Raw genomic sequence first — 20893 nt, forward strand, 5'->3', positions numbered from 1 at the left:
AGGCGGCGACATAGCCAAGTGGTAAGGCAGTGGACTGCAACTCCTTGATCCCCAGTTCGAATCTGGGTGTCGCCTCCAATAAAAATGCGCTCATAGCTCAACTGGATAGAGTGTCTGACTACGAATCAGAAGGTTAGGGGTTCGAGTCCCTTTGGGCGCACCATATAAACATCGAGGGATTATAGCTCAGCTGGGAGAGCACCTGCCTTACAAGCAGGGGGTCACAGGTTCGAGCCCTGTTAATCCCACCAGTGCAAACCTCTAGTAATTTTACTAGAGGTTTTATTTTTGATTAAAAAAGTTTTTATATTTTGGAGGTAAGGAACTTGTATATAATAATAGGAAATGAAATAGTTGATAGCGAAGAACTAAAAGTAACTATAGATAAAAATAGCAAATTTAAAGTTGAAAAAGATTTAAGTAAAAGTACAAAGAGGGAAGATGTAATTGCGTATCAGTTAAGTATAGATTTGAGTTACTTAGATACTATAATAAGTGAACAATATGATTCTGTTAACTTATCTGATGAAGAAAAATTTGATGAATATATGACTTTATCTGATGAACTTGCACTAGACTTAGAAGAATTTATGCCAAAATACACAATAATAAATGCTAGAGCATATAAATTAGATGAGGTAGATGGAGTCGTAAAAATAATATTGGCTATAGCTTATGCAGATTTAGGTTATTTAAAACTTTCAGATGTAGTGAAGAGGGTATCTAGACAAATAGATTAGGGTATGAACGATATTAAAAAAATATATAAAATCTTACGTAAAGATGAAAATAATTATGTAAACAGAAGAAAAAACAGTATAAAATCAAGTCAATTGTAGAAATTTTCACATAAATTTGCCTGAAATTCCATAAAAAATGCCTTAATTTTAGTGAGGTAAATTGAGTTTACACAGTCTAAAAATTACTTATATTTATAAATTTATCTTATTAATTAAGGAACTTGCTTAAACATCTTCAAAAATAAAGTATTTTAGTCTATAATCTTTAATATTACACAAACAATAAAGGAGAAGAATAGAGTATGCTTAAAAAGTTTAATAAAATACTAGTAGCTAATAGAGGCGAAATAGCTATAAGAATATTTAGAGCCTGTTCAGAATTGGGGATAAAAAGTGTTGGTATATATAGTAAAGAAGATAAATATGGATTATTTAGAACAAAAGCAGATGAATCATATCTGATAGGGGAAGGCAAAGGTCCAATAGATGCATATCTAGACATGGATGGAATAATTGACTTGGCGAAGAGAAAAAAAGTTGATGCGATACATCCAGGATATGGTTTTCTAGCAGAGAATGCAGAGTTTGCTCGTAAATGTGAAGAGAATGGAATTACTTTTATAGGACCATCATCTAAAGTAATGAATATGATGGGAGATAAGATAAATTCTAAGAAAATCGCAAAAGAAGTTAATGTTCAAACTATACCAGGTGTAGAAAAAGCAATAAAAAGTACTGAAGAAGCAAAAGAAGTTGCAAATAAAATAGGTTATCCTGTTATGATAAAAGCATCTAACGGTGGTGGCGGTAGAGGTATGAGAATTGTACACCGCGAAGAAGACTTAGAGATTGAATATGAGACTGCTTGTAGTGAATCAAGAAAAGCTTTTGGAGAAGATATCATATTTATAGAAAAATATATAGCTGATCCAAAACATATAGAAGTTCAAATATTAGGAGATAACTATGGAAATATAGTTCATTTATACGAAAGAGACTGTTCTGTTCAAAGAAGACACCAAAAAATAATAGAATATGCCCCAGCTTTTTCACTAGATGATAAAGTAAGACAAGAAATATGTGAAGATGCAGTTAAATTATCAAAACATGTTGGCTATTCTAATGCTGGTACATTAGAGTTCTTAGTAGATGCTAATGGTGGACATTATTTTATAGAAATGAACACAAGAGTACAAGTTGAACATACTGTAACAGAGATGGTTACAGGAATAGATATAGTTCAAAGTCAAATACTAATAGCTCAAGGTTATAGTTTAGATAGTGAAGAAATAAATATAAAATCACAAGATGATGTAGAAATAAGAGGGTATTCTATCCAATGTAGAATAACTACAGAAGACCCTAAGAATAAATTTATGCCTGATACAGGAAAAATTCAAGTTTATAGAACTGGTTCAGGATTTGGTATAAGACTAGATGGTGGAAATGGATTTACAGGTGCAAATATAAGTCCTCACTATGATAGTTTGTTAGTTAAAACAATTTCTTGGGATAGAACATTCCAAGGAGCTATAAATAAAACTATAAGATCAGTAAAAGAGCTTAGAGTTAGAGGAGTTAAAACTAATGTAGGATTCTTAGTTAATGTTTTAAATAATCCTATATTCTCAAATGGTAAATGTAGTACTAAGTTTATAGATGAAAATCCAGATTTATTTGAAATAACAGAAAGTAAAGATAGAGGTACAAAATTACTTCAATTTATAGGGGATGTAATTGTAAATGATAATGCTTGTAAAGAAAAACCACTATTTGATGCGTTACATGACCCAAGAATGGATAAAGATGGTTCAAAGGCAGAAGGAAGCAAAATACTTTTTGATAAGTTAGGTAAATCTGCATATATAGAAAAGATAAAAAATGATAAGAAATTATTGCTAACAGATACAACAATGAGAGATGCACATCAATCATTATTAGCAACAAGAATAAGAACATATGATTTATTAAAAGCTGCTCAGCCAACAGAAAAATATCAAAAAGATTTATTCTCACTTGAAATGTGGGGTGGAGCTACTTATGATGTTGCATATAGATTTTTAAAAGAATCACCTTGGCGTAGATTGCAAAAGCTAAGAGAGGAAATACCAAGTATAATGTTCCAAATGTTGCTTAGAGCATCAAATGGAGTTGGATATAAAAACTACCCAGATAATGTAATAGAAGAATTTACAAAAGAATCTGCTAGACAAGGTATAGATGTATTTAGAATATTTGACTCATTAAACTGGGTTGAAAATATGAAACCATCTATAAATACAGCTTTAGAAACTGGAAAAATTGTTGAAGCAACTATGTGTTATACAGGTGATATACTAGATAAGACTAAAACTAAGTATAATCTAGAATATTATATTAAGATGGCACAAGAATTAGAAAGTTTAGGAGCAGATATAATAGCAATAAAAGATATGTCAGGACTTCTTAAACCATATTCAGCTTACACTCTAGTTAAAGAGCTAAAGAAAAATATAAAAGCACCAATACATTTACACACTCATGATACAAGTGGAAATGGTGTAGCAACTTGTTTGATGGCATCAGAAGCTGGTGTAGATATAATTGATGCTGCATTAGAATCTATGGCAGGGCTTACAAGTCAACCGTCACTTAATGCGATAGTAGAAGCTCTTAAAAATACAGAAAGAGATACGGGTATAGATTTATTTGGATATGATGAGTTAGGTAAATATTATAAGGATTTAAGAAAAGTTTATAGCAAATTTGAAAGTGATTTAACTAACTCTTGCGCAGAAATATATAATTTTGAGATACCAGGTGGTCAATATACAAACTTAAAACCTCAAGCTGATAGTTTAGGATTAGTTAATAGATTTGACGAAGTTAAAGAAAAATATAAAGAAGCTAATGAAGTAGTAGGAGATATAATAAAAGTTACTCCATCTTCAAAGGTTGTAGGAGACTTAGCTATCTTTATGACTAAAAATAAATTAGATAAAGACAATATAATTGAAGAAGGTAAAAACTTATCATTCCCAGATTCTGTTGTGGACTACTGTAAAGGTATGATTGGTCAACCAGAAGGTGGAATACCAAAAGATTTACAAGAAGTAGTTTTAAAAGGCGAAGAAGCTATTACAGTAAGACCTGGTTCATTATTACCAGCAGAAGATTTTGATGAAATAGCTAAATATCTAGATGAGAAATATGATATAAATGCTAATATAAGAAATGTTATAAGTTACGCTTTATATCCAAAAGTTTATGAGGATTATATCAAGCATTTACAACACTATAATGATATATCTAAACTTGAAAGTGATGTATTCTTCTATGGTTTAAATAAAAATGAAGAATGTGAAGTAGAGATAGAAGAAGGTAAAGTATTAACAATAAGATTAGTTGAAATCGGTGAAGTTAAGGAAAATGGATTTAGAACTATAGGATTTGAATTGAATGGAATGGTTAGAGAAGTAGAAATAAAAGATAGAAACTTCTCTGGTAAAATTCATAATGTTGAGAAAGCGGATATGAATGACCCTCTTCAAATTGGAGCAAGTATACCAGGAAAAGTTATAAAAATAATGGTTAAAGAAGAGGATGAAGTAAAAGCTAATCAACCACTAATAGTTATAGAAGCTATGAAAATGGAGACTATAATAGTTGCTAAGACTGATGGAGTAATTAAGTCAATCAAAGTAAAAGAAGATGATATGGTTGAAGATAAACAATTATTAATGATAATGAAATAATTGAATTAAGATAATTAAAAAAACACTCTAGAACATTTAATAAAAAATGTTTTAGAGTGTTTTTATTTATTTAAATTAAATTTTTGTTAAAAAAAAGAGGAAAATTACATCCATATGTAGAAATAAAGCTAGTAAGGAAAATGTTATCTAAAAATTCTAAAAATAATAAACATTTTCTGGACTATTTCTTAGGAAATAACAGCTAAGAGAAAATACATAAATTTAAAAGGTGGGTGCTTATATGAAGGTTTATGATAGTAAAATGTTGAGAAATGTAGCGGTATTAGGACATAGCGGATGTGGAAAAACAAATCTAATCGAAACTATAGCTTACACAGCAAACACTAATAAGATACCTAAATTAACAGACAAGGTAAATATGACTTATAGTATGGGATTAATACCTATAGAGTATAATGATTATAAGTTTAACTTATTGGATACCCCAGGATATTTTGACTTTAGCGGAGACGTTGTATCATCTCTTAGAGCAAGTGATGCAGCAATAATAGTAATAGATGCAACAGCACCTATTCAAGTTGGTACAGAGAAATCATTGGAACTAACTGAGAGTATTCCTAAGATAATGTTTATAAATAAAATAGATAATGAAAAAGCAAGATATAAAGACGCAATAGCAATGTTAAGAGAAAAATACAACAATAAGATAGTTCCTATGATAAGTCCTATATATAAAGATAAAAACTTTGTAAAGTTACATAATGTATTTGAAAACATAGATGATTTAGAAGGTGAATTCAAGGAACAAGCTATGAGTGTTAAAGAAGCATTAATGGAACTTATAGCAGAGACAGATGACCAAATATTAGATAAATATTTTAATGGTGAAGAATTAACTACAGAAGAAATACAAAAAGGTATTGTTATAGGGATACAAAGAGGTGATATTATACCTGTAATATGTGGTTCAACTATAAATAATATAGGAACAAAAGAAATATTAGATACTATATCAAATTACCTAGAACCTATTTTTACAGAAGAAAGTAAACCATTTAGAGGATTAGTATTTAAGACTATGGTTGACCCATTTGTTGGTAAAATGTCATATATAAAAATTACTGAAGGTGTACTTTCTAAAGATAAAGATATCTTTAATATAAATAAAAATGTAAAGGAAAAGATAGCTAATATATATACATTGAAAAATAGTGAATTAGTGGAAGTAGAAAAAGCTAAAGCTGGAGATGTAGTAGTAGTAACTAAAATTAACTCTCTAAAAACAGGAGATACCATATCTATAGATAAAGATGCAGAAGCTTTGGAAAATATAGATTTCCCTAAGCCACAGATATACTATGCAGTAACTCCTAAGAATAAAGGTGATGAAGAAAAAGTAGCATCTGTATTAAATAAACTAGTAGAAGAAGACCCTACATTACATTCTTATAGAAATACAGAGACAAAACAAGCCCTTTTAGGAGGACAAGGAGAACTTCATATAAAAACAATTAAAAATAAAATGAAAGATAAATTTGGTGTTGATGTTGAACTAAATGACCTTAAAGTACCTTATAGAGAAACTATAAAAGGGACAGCAGATGTACAAGGAAAACATAAAAAACAATCAGGTGGTCATGGTCAATATGGAGATGTAAAAATAAGATTTGAAAGATGTGAATCTGATTTTGAATTTACAGAAGAGATATTTGGAGGTTCTGTACCAAAACAATATATACCTGCAGTTGAAAAAGGTCTAAAAGACTCTATGCAAAAAGGTGTATTAGCTGGTTATCCTGTTACAAATATAAAAGCTACACTTTATGATGGTTCATATCATGATGTAGACTCTTCTGAAATGGCCTTTAAAATGGCAGCAAGTGCAGCTTTTAAAAAGGGTATGGAAGAGGCTCACCCAATACTACTAGAACCTATAATGAAATTAAAGATAACTGTGCCAGAAGAATATATGGGAGATGTTATGGGTGATATAAATAAGAGAAGAGGAAAAATATTTGGAATGGAGCCAGATAATAAAGGTAAACAAATAATATTTGCAGAAGCACCACAGGCAGAAACATTTAAATATGCAATAGATTTAAGAGCAATGACACAAGGTAGAGGATACTTTGAAATGGAATTAGCAAAATATGGAGAAGTACCATCACAATTTGCAGAAAAAATAATTGGATTAGCTACTGCAAAATAATAAGCAAAATATAATAGTAAATAATTAATAGGATACTATTAAAAATATTTTTTGTATTTAAACTAGGTATAGGTTTTTTAGACAAACATATACCTAGTTTTTTATGTATTTTTAATGGATAAAAAATAAAAAGTACTTTCTTAAAAGGTTTAATAAAAAGAAAGTATTTTTTTATTATTATTTTTTAGAAATGTTTAATAATAAAAGTGAGAAGGTATATTTAAAATATAGAAGATATATAAAAGTATTGAGACCTAATAAAGCAAAAGTTTTAAATTTATTTATTATAAGTATAATAAATAAAACCTTACAATCAGTGAAGTCATAAACTCATATCTAGATTGTTATAAAAAATATAAAAATATATAATTTAGGGCTTTAAAAATTTAAATAATAGGTGTAAAATAATAGTCAAAGAAAGTCAAAATTAAAAAGGTGTGTGGTGATATTAATGGCAACTATGACAGATATAATTGAAAAATTTATTAAAGATTTGATGGAAGAAGATAATAGCATACAAATTCAAAGAAATGAACTAGCAAACTTGTTTAGTTGTGCACCATCACAAATAAATTATGTGTTAACAACAAGATTTACAATAGATAAAGGATATTATATTGAAAGCAAAAAAGGTGGCGGAGGATATGTTCAGATAGAAAAAATACGAAAAAGTAAAGATGGGCATATTAGAGAACTTTTAAATGAAAAGATAGGAAATCAAATATCATATAAAAAAGCAAAAGAATTATTGGAAAGTTTAAAAGAGTCAGGTCTAATTAGTGAAAGAGAATTAAAATTAATATTATATGCAATAGATGATAAATCATTATGTATGCCAATATATGAATTAAAAGAGAAGGTAAGGTCTAACATTCTAAAGAATATAATAATAGGGTTATTTAGTATAGAGGAGTGATAGTTTATGCTATGTCAAAAATGTAATAAGAATAAAGCATCCGTATATTATAATAAAATAGTCAATGGAGAAAAGACAGAAATGTACCTATGCAGTGAATGTGCAAAAGAGAATACAGAAATGAATTTTAATTTAGATATGCCTTTTTCAATGATGGATATATTCTCTAACTTAGGATTTCAACCAAAAAAAGAACTTGAAGAAAAGTTAGTTTGCCCAAACTGTAATATGACATACAGTGAATTTAAGAATAATGGAAGGTTTGGATGCAGTGAATGCTATAATGCATTTAGTAGTCAAGTAAATCCTATGCTTCAAAATATACATGGACATATAGAACATACAGGTAAGGCACCTAAAAAATCTTTTTATAAGATAAGTGTAGAAAATGAGATTAAGGAATTAAAAGAAGACTTAGATAGAGCTATAAAAAATGAGGAGTATGAATTGGCTGCTCAGTTTAGAGATAAAATTAAATATTTAAAAGGTTCTATTGACTAAGATTGGAGTGATATTATGAGAGAAAACATAGTCATGAAATCAAGAGTTAGGCTAGCTAGAAACTTAAATAATTATCCTTTTCCAAATAGATTAGATAAAGAAAGTGCTATGGAAATAATAGAAAAAGTAAAAAATGTATTTATGAATTCTAGTTTAGAACAAAAAGAAGAGTTTGATTTCTATAAAATTGAAGATTTAGATGAATCTAAAAAAATGCTTATGGTTGAAGAACATATAATAAGCCCTGATTTAGTGGAAAATGATAAAAGTGCAGTTATAGTAAAGAAAGATAAAACTGTAAGTATAATGATAAATGAAGAGGACCACATAAGAATACAAACTATGTGTGATGATTTAAATTTAGAATATGCATATAACATAGCAAATGAGATAGATGATTTGTTAGAATCAAGTTTAGAATACGCATTTAGTACAAAGTTAGGTTATCTTACATCTTGCCCAACTAATACAGGTACAGGAATGAGAGCTTCTGTAATGATGCATTTACCAGCATTAAGTCAACTAGGTTATATGGATGAACTTTATAAAATATCCTCACAAATAGGGATAGCTATAAGAGGTATATATGGAGAACGAACAGAAGCATTAGGAAACATATATCAAATATCCAATCAACTTACACTTGGAAGAACAGAATCTAACATCATAGAGAATGTAAGTGGTCTTACAAAAGATGCAATTTCAAAAGAAATAAAATCAAGAGAAATATTGCAAAAAAAATTAGGTATAAAATTAGAAGATAAAATATTTAGGTCAATAGGTATTCTTGAAAATTCAAGAGTAATGAGTAGCTCAGAGGCTATGAGTCATCTATCAAATATAAAAATGGGCATAGAAATGAATTATATAGATAAATTAGATTTAAAAGCTATAGAACAACTTATGATAGGTATACAACCAGCACATCAGTCAATAATGTATAAGAGTGATGATGTTGAGAATAGAGATATAAATAGAGCAACATACATTAGAGAGACTTTGGAAAAATTAAGAGGAGGGATAAATTATGAACTTCAATAGATTTACACAAAGAGCTAAGAAGGCAATAGATTTAGCATTTGAATCAGCTAAAACCTTAGGACATAATATTGTTGGAAGTGAACATATACTTCTAGGTCTTTTAAGAGAAGAAGAAGGTATAGCTGCTAAGGTTCTAAGTAAAGTTGGATTTACAGAGGCTTATTTAGAGGGTAAAATAATTGATATGGAAGGCAAAGGAGACGGGATTCCAGAGGATATAGTATTAAGTCCAAGAAGTAAACAAATACTAGAACTATCAGGAATGTTTGCAAATAAATTAAAAACAAATTATATTGGAACTGAACATATACTATTATCTATCATTCAAGAAGGTGAAGGAATAGCTAATAAGATTTTAAATTATGCAGGAGTAAATGATAGAACTCTTGCCCAATTAACAATTGATATGATGGGAATTAGTGATAAAAATCAATATAAAGCAGAAAATAGTTACACGAGCAACCAAAATCAAGTGGAGTCTAAGGTACTTGATAAGTATGGAAGAAACCTTACTCTATATGCAAAACAGAATAAAATAGACCCAGTAATAGGTAGAGAAAAAGAAATACAAAGGGTAATACAAATATTAAGTAGAAGAACAAAAAATAATCCAGTGTTAATAGGAGACCCAGGAGTGGGTAAAACAGCTATAGCGGAAGGTTTAGCAACAAATATAGCTCTGGGAAATGTACCAGAAACATTAAAAAATAAAACATTATACTCTTTAGAAATGGGTTCTTTATTAGCAGGTGCTAAATATAGAGGAGAATTTGAAGAGAGAATCAAAGAAGTTGTAGATGAAGTTGTTAAAAATGGAAATATAATTTTATTTATAGATGAAATGCATACTATAATAGGAGCTGGGTCTACAGGAGAAGGCTCTATAGATGCATCGAATATATTAAAGCCAGCTTTAGCAAGAGGGGAAATACAAGTTATAGGTGCAACTACAATTGATGAATATAGAAAGCATGTTGAAAAAGATTCTGCACTAGAAAGAAGATTCCAACCAGTTATGGTAGATGAACCAAGTAAAGAAGATTCAATAAAAATATTAGAAGGATTAAGGGATAAATATGAAGCTCATCATAAAGTTAAGATAACTGACGATGCTATAAAGTCAGCTGTAGAATTATCAACTAGATATATATCAGATAGATATCTACCAGATAAAGCTATAGACTTGATTGATGAAGCCGCATCAAAAGTAAGATTAAAGGAAAACACACCTCCTTCAGAAATAAAAAAATTAGAACTAGAAATAGAAAATATAGATAAAGAAAAAGAAGAAGCTGTAAGATGCCAAGATTTTGAAAAAGCAGCAAAAATAAGAGATGAACAAGGTCTACTTAAAAAACAATTAGAAGATGTAAGAGAAAGATGGAATAAATCATCTAAACATTCTGATTTAGTTGATGGAGAAGTTATTGCTGAAGTAGTTGGCTTATGGACAGGAATACCTGTTAATAAAATTCTTGAAGAAGAAGCTGATAGACTTCTAAGACTTGAAGAAATCTTACACAATAGAGTCATAGGTCAAGAGCAAGCAGTAAAAGCTATCTCAAAGGCAATTAGAAGGTCAAGAGCAGGTCTTAAAGACCCTAATAGACCAATTGGTTCGTTTTTATTTTTAGGTCCTACAGGAGTAGGTAAAACGGAGTTATCTAAGGCATTAGCAGAGGTACAGTTTGGAGATGAAAATCAAACAATAAGAATAGATATGTCTGAATATATGGAAAAACATGCTGTATCAAGAATGATAGGTTCACCTCCAGGTTATGTTGGCCATGATGAAGGTGGGCAATTAACTGAAAAGGTAAGAAGAAATCCATATTCAGTTATTTTATTTGATGAGATAGAAAAAGCTCATCCAGATGTATTTAATATTCTATTACAAATCTTAGATGATGGTAGATTGACTGATTCAAAAGGAAGAACTGTAGATTTCAAAAATACTATCATAATAATGACATCAAATGTTGGGGCATCTACGATTGGAAGACAAAAAACTTTAGGTTTTAGTATAGCTAAAGGAGATGAAGAAGAAAAGTCTCAATATGAAAAAATGAAAGAAAATATAATGGGTGAATTAAAACAGAGATTCAGACCTGAGTTTTTGAACAGAATAGATGATATAATTGTTTTCCATTCATTAAATGAAAACCACATATCAAAAATAATACTTTTAATGGTGGCTAAGTTACAAGAAAGACTAAAAGAAATGGATATAAAATTAGAAATGAGTGACGAAGCCGTTAAATTAATTTCTAAATCTGGATTTGATTTAGAATATGGAGCAAGACCTCTTAAAAGAGCTTTACAAAAAGAGTTAGAAGATGAATTATCTGAAGCAATATTAAAAGGTGATGTGAAAAAGGGAAGTAATGTAGTAGCAAAAGTAAAAGATGAAAAAATAGTTTTTGAAACTAAATAATTTAATAGAGTTGCATTTTAAAATCTTGTAGATACAAGTTTTATAACTTAAACAAAATTTTAAGGGCAATGAATCTATAATAATTCATTGCCCTTAATTATTTTATTTAATCTTTACATATTGTCTTTCACATATGCTAAAATTATAGTATATAATAATAAATTAAGGATGATAAAAGTATGGCAAAAATAAAAACAAAATATGTATGTCAATCTTGTGGATATGAAACAGCTAAATGGCTTGGAAAATGTCCTGAATGTACAAAGTGGAATACATTTGTAGAAGAAGTAGACCAAAAAAGCACAAAAAAAGAGGTCTTTATAATAGATAAATCTTCATCTAAACCAGTTAGTATAAATTCAATAGAAAGCAAAGAAGAAGAAAGATTTACAACCGATATAAATGAACTGGATAGAGTACTTGGAGGAGGTATAGTTAAAGGTTCCTTAGTACTTGTTGGTGGAGACCCTGGTATAGGTAAGTCGACACTCTTAATTCAAGTTTCTAGTAACGTTGCTAATTTGGGAAAAACTGTTTTATATATAACTGGAGAAGAATCAGAATCTCAAATAAAAATGAGAGCTAAAAGATTAGGAATTAACTCAGAAAATCTGTATATATTTGCTGAAAATAATTTAAGCATAATTGAATCTTATTTAGAAAGTGTAAATCCAGAATTAATAATTCTAGACTCAATTCAAACTGTCTTTAGTCCAGAAATATCCTCGGCACCAGGAACTGTCAGCCAAATTAAAGAAGGTACTTCAAAATTTATGAAAATTTCTAAAAAAATGGGTATTTCAACATTTATAGTTGGTCATGTGACAAAAGAAGGCTCACTAGCAGGGCCAAAATTATTAGAGCATATGGTTGATACTGTTCTATATTTTGAAGGTGAAAGATATAATACTTATAGATTAGTGAGAGCTGTCAAAAATAGATTTGGCTCAACGAACGAACTTGGAGTATTTGAAATGAGAGATTTAGGATTAGTAGAACTTGATAATCCATCTAAAATTTTAATATCTGAGAAACCTAAAGATGTGGCAGGGTCAGTAATAATATCTACTGTAGAAGGTACAAGACCGATGTTACTTGAATTACAGGCATTAGTTTCACCTACAAGTTTTGGTATACCAAAGAGAACATCTACAGGTGTAGATTATAATAGAGTAGGTATGTTATTAGCAGTATTAGAAAAACGTGTAGGATTGCAAATACAAAATCAAGATGTCTATATAAACATAGTTGGAGGGATAAAAATAAATGAACCTTCAATTGATTTAGGAATAGCTATTTCTGTAGCATCTAGTTTTAGAAATATACCTATAGATGAAGATATAGCTGTTACAGGAGAAGTGGGTCTTACAGGAGAAGTTAGAGCAGTAAGTTTTATAGAAAAGAGAATAGCTGAATGTAAAAAACTTGGATTTAAAAAGATAGTAGTTCCTAGAAGTAATTATGAGGTTGTAAAAGACACCAAAGGTATAGAAATATGGCCAGTAGATAACTTAAGACAAGCCATAAATATAGTGCTTGGGAGGAATCAATAAATATGGAGAACTTTCTAGATAATAAAAATATGTTATATGCATTAAAAATGATATCTCCTGGAACTCCACTTAGATTAGGTCTAAACAATGTACTAAGAGCTAAGACAGGTGGCTTAATTGTAATTGCAACTAACGAAGATGTAATGAAAATAGTAGATGGTGGATTTGCTATAAATGCAGAATATTCGCCATCATATTTATATGAATTAGCTAAAATGGATGGAGCAATAGTTTTAAGTGGTGATATAAAGAAAATACTATTTGCTAATGCACAACTTATACCAGATTATTTTATAGAGACATCAGAAACTGGAACAAGACATAGAACAGCTGAAAGAGTAGCAAAACAGACTGGTGCTATAGTCATAGGAATATCACAAAGAAGAAATGTTATAACAGTTTATAGAGGAAATGAGAAGTATGTGGTCGAAGATATATCTAAGATATTTACTAAGGCAAATCAGGCTATACAAACTCTAGAAAAATATAAGACCGTATTAGATCAAGCTATAACAAATTTAAACGCTTTAGAGTTTAATGATTTGGTAACTATTTATGATGTTGCATTAGTCATGCAAAAAATGGAAATGGTAATGAGAGTTACAAGTATAATTGAAAAATATGTGATAGAATTGGGTGATGAGGGAACTTTAGTAAGTATGCAATTAGAAGAATTAATGGGTACAACTAGAATAGATCAGAAATTAATATTCAAAGATTATAATAAAGAAAATACAGAAATAAAGGAACTTATGAAAAAAGTTAAAAATTTAAATTCAGAAGAACTAATAGAATTGGTTAATATGGCAAAACTATTAGGGTATAGTGGTTTTTCAGAAAGTATGGATATGCCTATAAAAACAAGAGGCTATCGAATTCTTAGTAAAATACATAGACTACCAACAGCAATAATAGAAAACTTAGTAAATTATTTTGAAAACTTCCAGCAAATATTAGATGCGTCTATTGAAGAATTAGACGAAGTTGAAGGAATAGGTGAAATAAGAGCAACATATATAAAAAATGGACTCATAAAAATGAAACAATTAGTATTATTAGATAGACACATATGATGAATTTTAAATGAATTTTACTACTTTTTTCTTGAATATAATATACACTTTGGTCTATAATAGATAAGTATAACTAGGGGGTGAAGCATTGATAAGGAAAGTAACAAGGATATTGTTTATTTTACTTGGATTTACGATAGGTATAACGACCTATTTAACATTAATGAAAGATTTTGAAATATTAACATTTGGGAAAGAAACATATGGTTATATCGCAGCTGTAGTAGCAGGTATAATAATAGCCATTTTAGGATATCTTATAGAACCATGGGTTGTAAATAGAGTAAAAGAAATTGCTAAAATAGTGGATAAAGAATTATCAAAATATCCTCAAACTGATATATTGTTAGGGTCTATGGGGCTTATAGTAGGATTTGTGATTGCATATTTATTAAGTGGATTAGTAAATAGAATACCAATAGTAGGTGGGATACTATCTTTACTATTATATTTATTCCTAGGATATCTTGGAATGAAAGTTGCGCTTAAAAGTAAAAATGATTTATTTAATATTGGAAAATTAGGAAGATTAGCAAATCCTATTAAAGATAAAGATAAGGACAAAGAAAATAAAAAAGATATAAAAGCAATTCCTCCAAAAGTATTAGACACAAGTGTAATAATTGATGGAAGGATAGCAGATATTTGTAAAACAGGATTTATAGAGGGAAAACTTATTATTCCTGCTTTTGTTTTGGAGGAACTAAGACACATTGCAGATTCTTCAGATGATTTAAAAAGAGTAAGAGGTAGAAGAGGTCTGGATATATTAAATATAATTCAGAAAGAATTAAATATAGAAGTTGAAATAAGTGAGAGAGACTTTGACGAAATAGCTGAAGTTGATAGCAAATTACTAAAGCTTGCTCAAGTTTTAAATGGAAAAGTTGTTACTAACGATTATAACTTAAATAAAGTTGCTCAATTCCAAGGTGTTGAAGTATTAAATATAAATGAGTTAGCTAATGCCATAAAACCAGTTGCGATACCAGGTGAAGATATGGTTGTTCAAGTGGTTAAAGAAGGAAAAGAGGCTCAACAAGGTGTTGCATATCTAGATGATGGAACTATGATAGTTGTTGATGGAGGAAGAAAGCATATGAATGAGACTATAAAGGTGCTTGTGACATCTGTTCTTCAAACTCCTGCAGGTAGAATGATATTTGCAAAACCTAAAAATTAATATATTCAAATAAACCAATAGTTTGGGCTGTTTATTTTAAATAGATGGTCCAAATTTATTTATTTATAACGACAATGTTTAATGTATTCTTAAAGGTGAGGATTTAAATCAGAAAGCAGGGAGAATTTATGAGAAAAAAAATTATATCTTTCTTAGCAACATTTATCATAATATTAACATCGATGAGTCAATATAGTTTTGCAGATGATATGCCAACATATGGAAAAGTAGTATTTATAGATATGAATAGAACTAGTATGAGCAATATGTTGAGAATAAAATCATTGAGAGAAGAACTAGATAATAGAGGATATATCGGTCTAATGAACATAAGAGGCGATAAGGGTAGTGATGACAGACGGTCATATGCTAGCATGGGTGCTGGTGGAAGAGCTAATGTAGCTAATGAAGAAGATATTAATTTTGAGAGCTCAAGTAAAGATAGGGACATAGTTTTTAAAGCAGCTACAGGAAAAAATGCAAAAGGTATAAATAACTTAACCATAAATAAGTCTATAAATGAAAATTTAAATTTTGGGGAGTATGGTTCTGTACTAGGGTCATTAGGTCAAAGTTTATCTGATAATGGACTAAAAACATCTGTGTTGGGAAATGCAGATATAATTGAAAATGGTCAACTCATAAAAAATAGAAACTTATGCCTAGTTGCAATGGATGAGTATGGGAGAATTCCTAATGGAAATGTAGATAATATAAATAAGAAAGATTTATCTATGCCTTATGGAATATCAACTGATTATAATAAATTGATTACAGAGACTAGAGAAGCTTACAAAAACAATGATGTAGTTTTTGTAGAGCTTGGAGATACATATAGATTAGATTTATATAAACCAAATCTAACTGAAGAAACATATGCGAGCATAAAAAATAACATAGAAAAAAATATAGATGTATACTTAAAAAATGTATTTTCTATGATTGGAGAGAATGACACTGTTTATATATCAAGTGCATTTCCAAGTGACTTAGATTACAAAAATAAAAGAAGGCTTTCTCCAATAATAAAATTAAATGGTAATGGAAAAGGGATGTTATCATCTTCAACTACTAGAAGAGAAGGTATTGTGACTAATCTAGATGTTGGAGCTGAGATATTAAATAACTTTGATATAAAAAATCAAAATATGGTTGGAAAGAAGTATGAACTTATTAACAGAGATGATAATAAAGAATATTTGATGGATGAGTACCAAAAGATAGTATCTGTTTCAAGTATAAGGTCTATAATACTTAATGGATTTGTAAGTATAGTCTTCTTGTCGTGGATAGTTGCTATGATTCTAATTTTATTTAGAAAGCATATATCAAAAAATCACAAAGAAACAATATTTTTTATATTAAAAGAATTTCTAAAAATAGGAATAGTAATGCCATTATCATTTATGATAACTCCAATAATGAATTTTAAAACACCAGTAGCAATATCTTTAGGAATAATTATAATAACGCTTACTATATACTTAATAAGCAAAGTTTTAATAAAGAATGATTTAAAAAACATGTTATTCTTTACAGGTTTAACCATATTGATTATGGTTATTGATTCTGCATTTGGTTCATATTTAATGAAAAGTAATGTAATGAGTTATGATTGTATAATTGGAGCTAGATACTATGGAGTAGGTAATGAATATCAAGGAGTAGCAATAGGTAGTGCGATACTTACGTTTGCAGTTTTACTTACATATAAAAAGATACCAAAATGGTCTGTGATAGTTTTTTCTTTAGTTATATTAATTACAAGTGCATCTCCAATTATGGGAGCAAATGTTGGAAGTGCTATTTCTGAATGTGTTGCATTTTTACTATTTATACTATTGATATACAATGTAAGAATAGACTTTAAAAAAGTTGTGCTATTAGGTATAGCTGTATTGATTGTTTTAGGAATTTTTGTAGCTATAGATATGATTTCAGGAAGTAACTCACATTTAGGTATGTTTGTAAAAGAAATTTATACTAATGGACCAGGAGAAATAATACAAACATTTAGTAGAAAGATAGAGATGAACTTGAAGCTAGCTCAAACCAGTGCATGGGTAAATATACTACTAACTGGGATAGGAGTTATCTTAATTCTTATGATTAATCAGATTAGATATTTTAAACAATTAATTGATGAATACCCAATTGTATTTAAAGGCTTTATAGCGTCAATAGCAGGATGCTTTGTAACTCTTTTAGTAAATGATTCTGGAATTGTGTCATCAGCTACAGCTTTTATTTATGTAATTGTGGCTATGATTATATTAAGCATAAATCTGATAGTATTAAAAGAATAAGTTATATAGGCTCTATATGAATATTGATAATAGATTAATTTGAATTTATTTTGACTAAATAACTTTAAAGAAGAAATTTTATAAAAATTAATTATTACACAAAAATCCCAAGTTTATTTTAACTTGGGATTTTTGTGTAATAATTTTTTAGTTATGCAAAAAAACAGTTGACTTTTTATATGAATCCCTTCTATAATGTTACTGAAATTAAGTAAAATGATTGAACAAATGTAAAGATAATTAAAAAAGCTTGATTTTGGAGGAAAGCAAATGAAAAAAATTGGAGACCTAAGGTTAATGATGAAGTGTTGTTCACTTTATTATGAAGATAATTTAAATCAGCAAGAAATAGCAAATCAATTGGGAATATCAAGACCAACAATATCAAGAATATTAAAAGAAGCTTTTGAGCAAGGCATAGTAAAAATACAAATAGTTGATGTTTTGAAAAATGACTACCAAAAAATAGAGAGAAGTTTAGAAAGAAAATATAAATTAAAAGAAGTAATAGTAGTAGATGATAAACAGGATTCACTAACACAAAAACAAGAATTAGCAAGAGCTGTATCTGAATATTTAACCAGAGTAGTAAAGGAAAATGATATAATAGGAGTTTCAATAGGAACTACACTAAAAGAAATACCTAGATATGTGGAAAAAAATAACTGTAAGAATGTTACATTTATACCTCTATTAGGTGGGATTGGAGACAATGAAATAGATATTCACGCAAATCAAATAGCAGTAAGTTTAGCAAGGGCTTTTGGAGGAGATTTTAAACTATTACATGCTCCAGCTGTTATGTCTGATTTATCTACAAAAGAAAAACTTTGCAAAGACGAAAAAATTAAAGAAGTGCTAGATTTAATAGATAAAACGACTATAGCAATCGTAGGTATAGGAAATCCAATGAGCTTAAACTCAACAATAATGGCTTCTGGGTATATGAATGAGGCAGATATAGAAGATTTGAAAAAATATAATTCAATAGGTGCGATTTGTTTGCAAGCCTTTGATAAAGAAGGAAAAACTTCTATACTTGAATTTAATCAAAGAGTACTAGGAGTAAAGCTAGAAGATTTAAAAAAGATAAAAAGGACTATAGGTGTAGCTTCAGGAGATGAAAAAATAGAAGCAATAAAGGCATCATTAAAGGCAAAGTTTATAAATAGTTTAGCAATTAATCACAGTTTAGCAATTAAATTATTAGAAGATTGTGACTAATGGAAAGATAGATAAAAGTTAACAGGAGGGAATGTATATGTCAATATCAAAAGAAACATTACTTGAAATGTATAAGAGAATGAATCAGGCTAGAAAATTTGAAGAGAAAGTTAGTTGGTTTTTTGCAAGAGGTATGGTTCACGGAACAACTCATTTATCTGTAGGTCAAGAGGCATCAAGTGTGGCAGCTGTAATGGCTTTAGAAAAGGGAGACTTGGTATCATTGACTCATAGAGGACATAGTCAATTTATAGGAATGGGGATAGACCTAAACAAAATGATGGCTGAACTTATGGGCAAAGAAACTGGATTTTGTAAAGGAAAAGGAGGCTCAATGCATATAGCAGATATTGAGTCAGGTAATTTAGGAGCAAATGGAGTTGTAGGTGGAGGTCTTACAATAGCACCAGGAGCTGCACTTACACAACAATATAAAAAAACAGGCAAAATAGTTTTGTGTAGTTTTGGTGATGGAGCATCAAATGAAGGTACTTTTCATGAAGGAATAAATTTATCTTCAATATGGAAGTTGCCAATAATATTCTACTGTGAGAATAACTTATACGGAATGTCAACAAGCATAAAACGCCATATGAATATAGAAAGTATTGCTACTAGAGCAGCTTCTTATGGAATAGAGGGAATATCAATAGATGGGTATAATCCAATAGAAGTATATGAGACAGTACAAAAAGCTGCTGAAAAATGTAGAAGAGGAGAAGGTCCTGTATTGATTGAAAGTAGAACTTATAGATGGTTAGGTCACTCAAAGTCAGATGCAAATGTATATAGAACAAAAGAAGAAATAGAATCATGGAAAGCAAAGGACCCTATTGAATTTTTAAGAAATTATCTTATCGAAAAGAATATCTCTAATGAAAATGAATTAGATAAAATTCAAGAGTTTGCCAAACAATCAATAGAAGAGGCAGTGGAATTTGCTCAAAATAGTCCAAATCCAAAGATAGAATCTTTATTAGAGGATGTATATGCAGACTAAAAATGGTAAAGGAGGAAGAAAAAAATGAGTACAAGAGAATTAACATATGCACAAGCGATAAAGGAAGCAATGTCAGAAGAAATGAGAAGAGATGAAAATGTAATATTTATGGGAGAAGATATAGGAATATATGGAGGAGCATTTGGTGTATCAGTTGGAATGATAGATGAATTTGGACCAGAAAGAGTAAGGGATACTCCTATATCAGAAGCAGCTATAGCAGGAGCAGCAGCAGGAGCAGCAGCAACTGGTCTAAGACCTATTATGGAAGTAATGTTTATGGACTTTGTGACAATCTCTATGGATGCAATTGTAAATCAAGCAGCAAAAATGAGATATATGTTTGGTGGAAAAGCACAAGTTCCAATGGTTGTTAGATGTCCTGGTGGCTCTGGGACTGGTTCAGCAGAACAACATTCACAGAGTTTAGAAGCTTGGTTTTGCCATGTTCCAGGAGTAAAAGTAGTTGCACCTTCTACACCAGCAGATGCTAAAGGTTTATTAAAAGCAGCTATAAGAGATAATAATCCAGTTATATTTGTTGAAAATAAATTGTTATATAGAAAAAAAGGTATTGTACCAGAAGGCGATTATGTAATTGAAATTGGAAAGGCAGACATAAAAAGAGAAGGAACAGATGTTACAGTAATCACTTATGGAAGGATGTTACAAAGTGTTGAGGAAGCAGCAGAGACATTATCAAAAGAAAATATAAATGTAGAAATTATAGATTTAAGAACCTTATATCCATTGGATAAGGAGACTATAGTTAAAAGTGTATGTAAAACTGGAAGAGTTCTAATTTGTCATGAAGCAGCTAAGACTGGTGGACTAGGTGGAGAAATATCAGCCTTAATAACAGAAAGTGAATCATTCGATTATTTAGATGCACCAGTAAAAAGAATATGCGGAAAAGATGTGCCAATACCATATAATCCAGAGTTAGAAAAAGCAGTTGTCCCAAGAGTTGATGAAATAGAAGAAGCAATAAAATCTTTGATTGTTAGATAAGGAGGGA

At 29.6% G+C, this 20893-nt stretch carries 14 protein-coding genes and 3 tRNA genes; all 17 read left to right on the forward strand.

Annotated features, from left to right (window positions below):
• Positions 1–4 precede the first annotated feature (4 nt).
• The 17 genes from Q3304_RS16460 to Q3304_RS16540 all read left to right on the forward strand — a co-directional run bounded on the left by Q3304_RS16460 (position 5) and on the right by Q3304_RS16540 (position 20886).
• A tRNA-Cys gene (locus Q3304_RS16460) sits at positions 5–78 on the forward strand.
• An 8-nt stretch (positions 79–86) separates the two neighbouring features.
• Positions 87–163 (forward strand) — tRNA-Arg (locus Q3304_RS16465).
• Between the two features lie 12 nt (positions 164–175).
• Positions 176–251 (forward strand) — tRNA-Val (locus Q3304_RS16470).
• 75 nt (positions 252–326) lie between these two features.
• Positions 327–740 carry a hypothetical protein gene (locus Q3304_RS16475; RefSeq protein ID WP_407814742.1) on the forward strand — a complete coding sequence of 138 codons (414 nt, stop codon included), beginning with the start codon at positions 327–329 and terminating at the stop codon, positions 738–740.
• 302 nt (positions 741–1042) lie between these two features.
• A complete protein-coding gene (locus Q3304_RS16480) occupies positions 1043–4474 on the forward strand; it encodes a pyruvate carboxylase (RefSeq protein WP_054268640.1) in 3432 nt (1143 codons plus the stop codon).
• Between the two features lie 241 nt (positions 4475–4715).
• Entirely contained in the window at positions 4716–6644 is a 1929-nt protein-coding gene (locus tag Q3304_RS16485) for a translation factor GTPase family protein (RefSeq protein WP_054268641.1), read from the forward strand.
• 451 nt (positions 6645–7095) lie between these two features.
• Complete coding sequence (locus tag Q3304_RS16490) at positions 7096–7560, forward strand: CtsR family transcriptional regulator (protein ID WP_054268642.1); 465 nt, start codon at positions 7096–7098, stop codon at positions 7558–7560.
• 6 nt (positions 7561–7566) lie between these two features.
• Positions 7567–8061, forward strand: a complete 495-nt coding sequence (locus Q3304_RS16495; RefSeq protein ID WP_044211945.1) for a UvrB/UvrC motif-containing protein — start codon at positions 7567–7569, stop codon at positions 8059–8061.
• A gap of 15 nt (positions 8062–8076) precedes the next feature.
• Entirely contained in the window at positions 8077–9102 is a 1026-nt protein-coding gene (locus Q3304_RS16500; RefSeq protein WP_407814741.1) for a protein arginine kinase, read from the forward strand.
• A complete protein-coding gene (locus Q3304_RS16505; protein ID WP_054275550.1) occupies positions 9089–11536 on the forward strand; it encodes an ATP-dependent Clp protease ATP-binding subunit in 2448 nt (815 codons plus the stop codon). Before Q3304_RS16500 ends, Q3304_RS16505 begins: the two co-directional genes overlap by 14 nt.
• 179 nt (positions 11537–11715) lie before the next feature.
• Positions 11716–13089: a DNA repair protein RadA gene (radA, locus tag Q3304_RS16510; RefSeq protein ID WP_054268645.1), complete on the forward strand. Its 1374-nt coding sequence runs from the start codon at positions 11716–11718 to the stop codon at positions 13087–13089.
• 2 nt (positions 13090–13091) lie between these two features.
• Complete coding sequence (gene disA / locus Q3304_RS16515; protein ID WP_054268646.1) at positions 13092–14162, forward strand: DNA integrity scanning diadenylate cyclase DisA; 1071 nt, start codon at positions 13092–13094, stop codon at positions 14160–14162.
• Between the two features lie 88 nt (positions 14163–14250).
• The gene (locus Q3304_RS16520; RefSeq protein WP_021382466.1) at positions 14251–15345 is read left to right on the forward strand and encodes a PIN/TRAM domain-containing protein; all 1095 of its coding nucleotides are present in this window, start codon (positions 14251–14253) and stop codon (positions 15343–15345) included.
• A 128-nt stretch (positions 15346–15473) separates the two neighbouring features.
• On the forward strand, positions 15474–17651 hold the full coding sequence (locus tag Q3304_RS16525) for a hypothetical protein (protein ID WP_407814740.1): 2178 nt from the start codon (positions 15474–15476) through the stop codon (positions 17649–17651).
• A gap of 270 nt (positions 17652–17921) precedes the next feature.
• Positions 17922–18875 (forward strand): sugar-binding transcriptional regulator, encoded by a 954-nt coding sequence (locus tag Q3304_RS16530; protein ID WP_263322656.1) that lies wholly within the window; start codon positions 17922–17924, stop codon positions 18873–18875.
• Between the two features lie 37 nt (positions 18876–18912).
• A complete protein-coding gene (locus Q3304_RS16535; RefSeq protein WP_054268653.1) occupies positions 18913–19875 on the forward strand; it encodes a thiamine pyrophosphate-dependent dehydrogenase E1 component subunit alpha in 963 nt (320 codons plus the stop codon).
• Positions 19876–19899: 24 nt separating this feature from the next.
• Positions 19900–20886 (forward strand): alpha-ketoacid dehydrogenase subunit beta, encoded by a 987-nt coding sequence (locus tag Q3304_RS16540; protein ID WP_074179369.1) that lies wholly within the window; start codon positions 19900–19902, stop codon positions 20884–20886.
• Positions 20887–20893: the final 7 nt, after the last annotated feature.

The sequence above is a fragment of the Clostridioides sp. GD02377 genome (assembly GCF_045899875.1).
GTDB classification, from domain to species: Bacteria; Bacillota; Clostridia; order Peptostreptococcales; family Peptostreptococcaceae; genus Clostridioides; species Clostridioides difficile_A.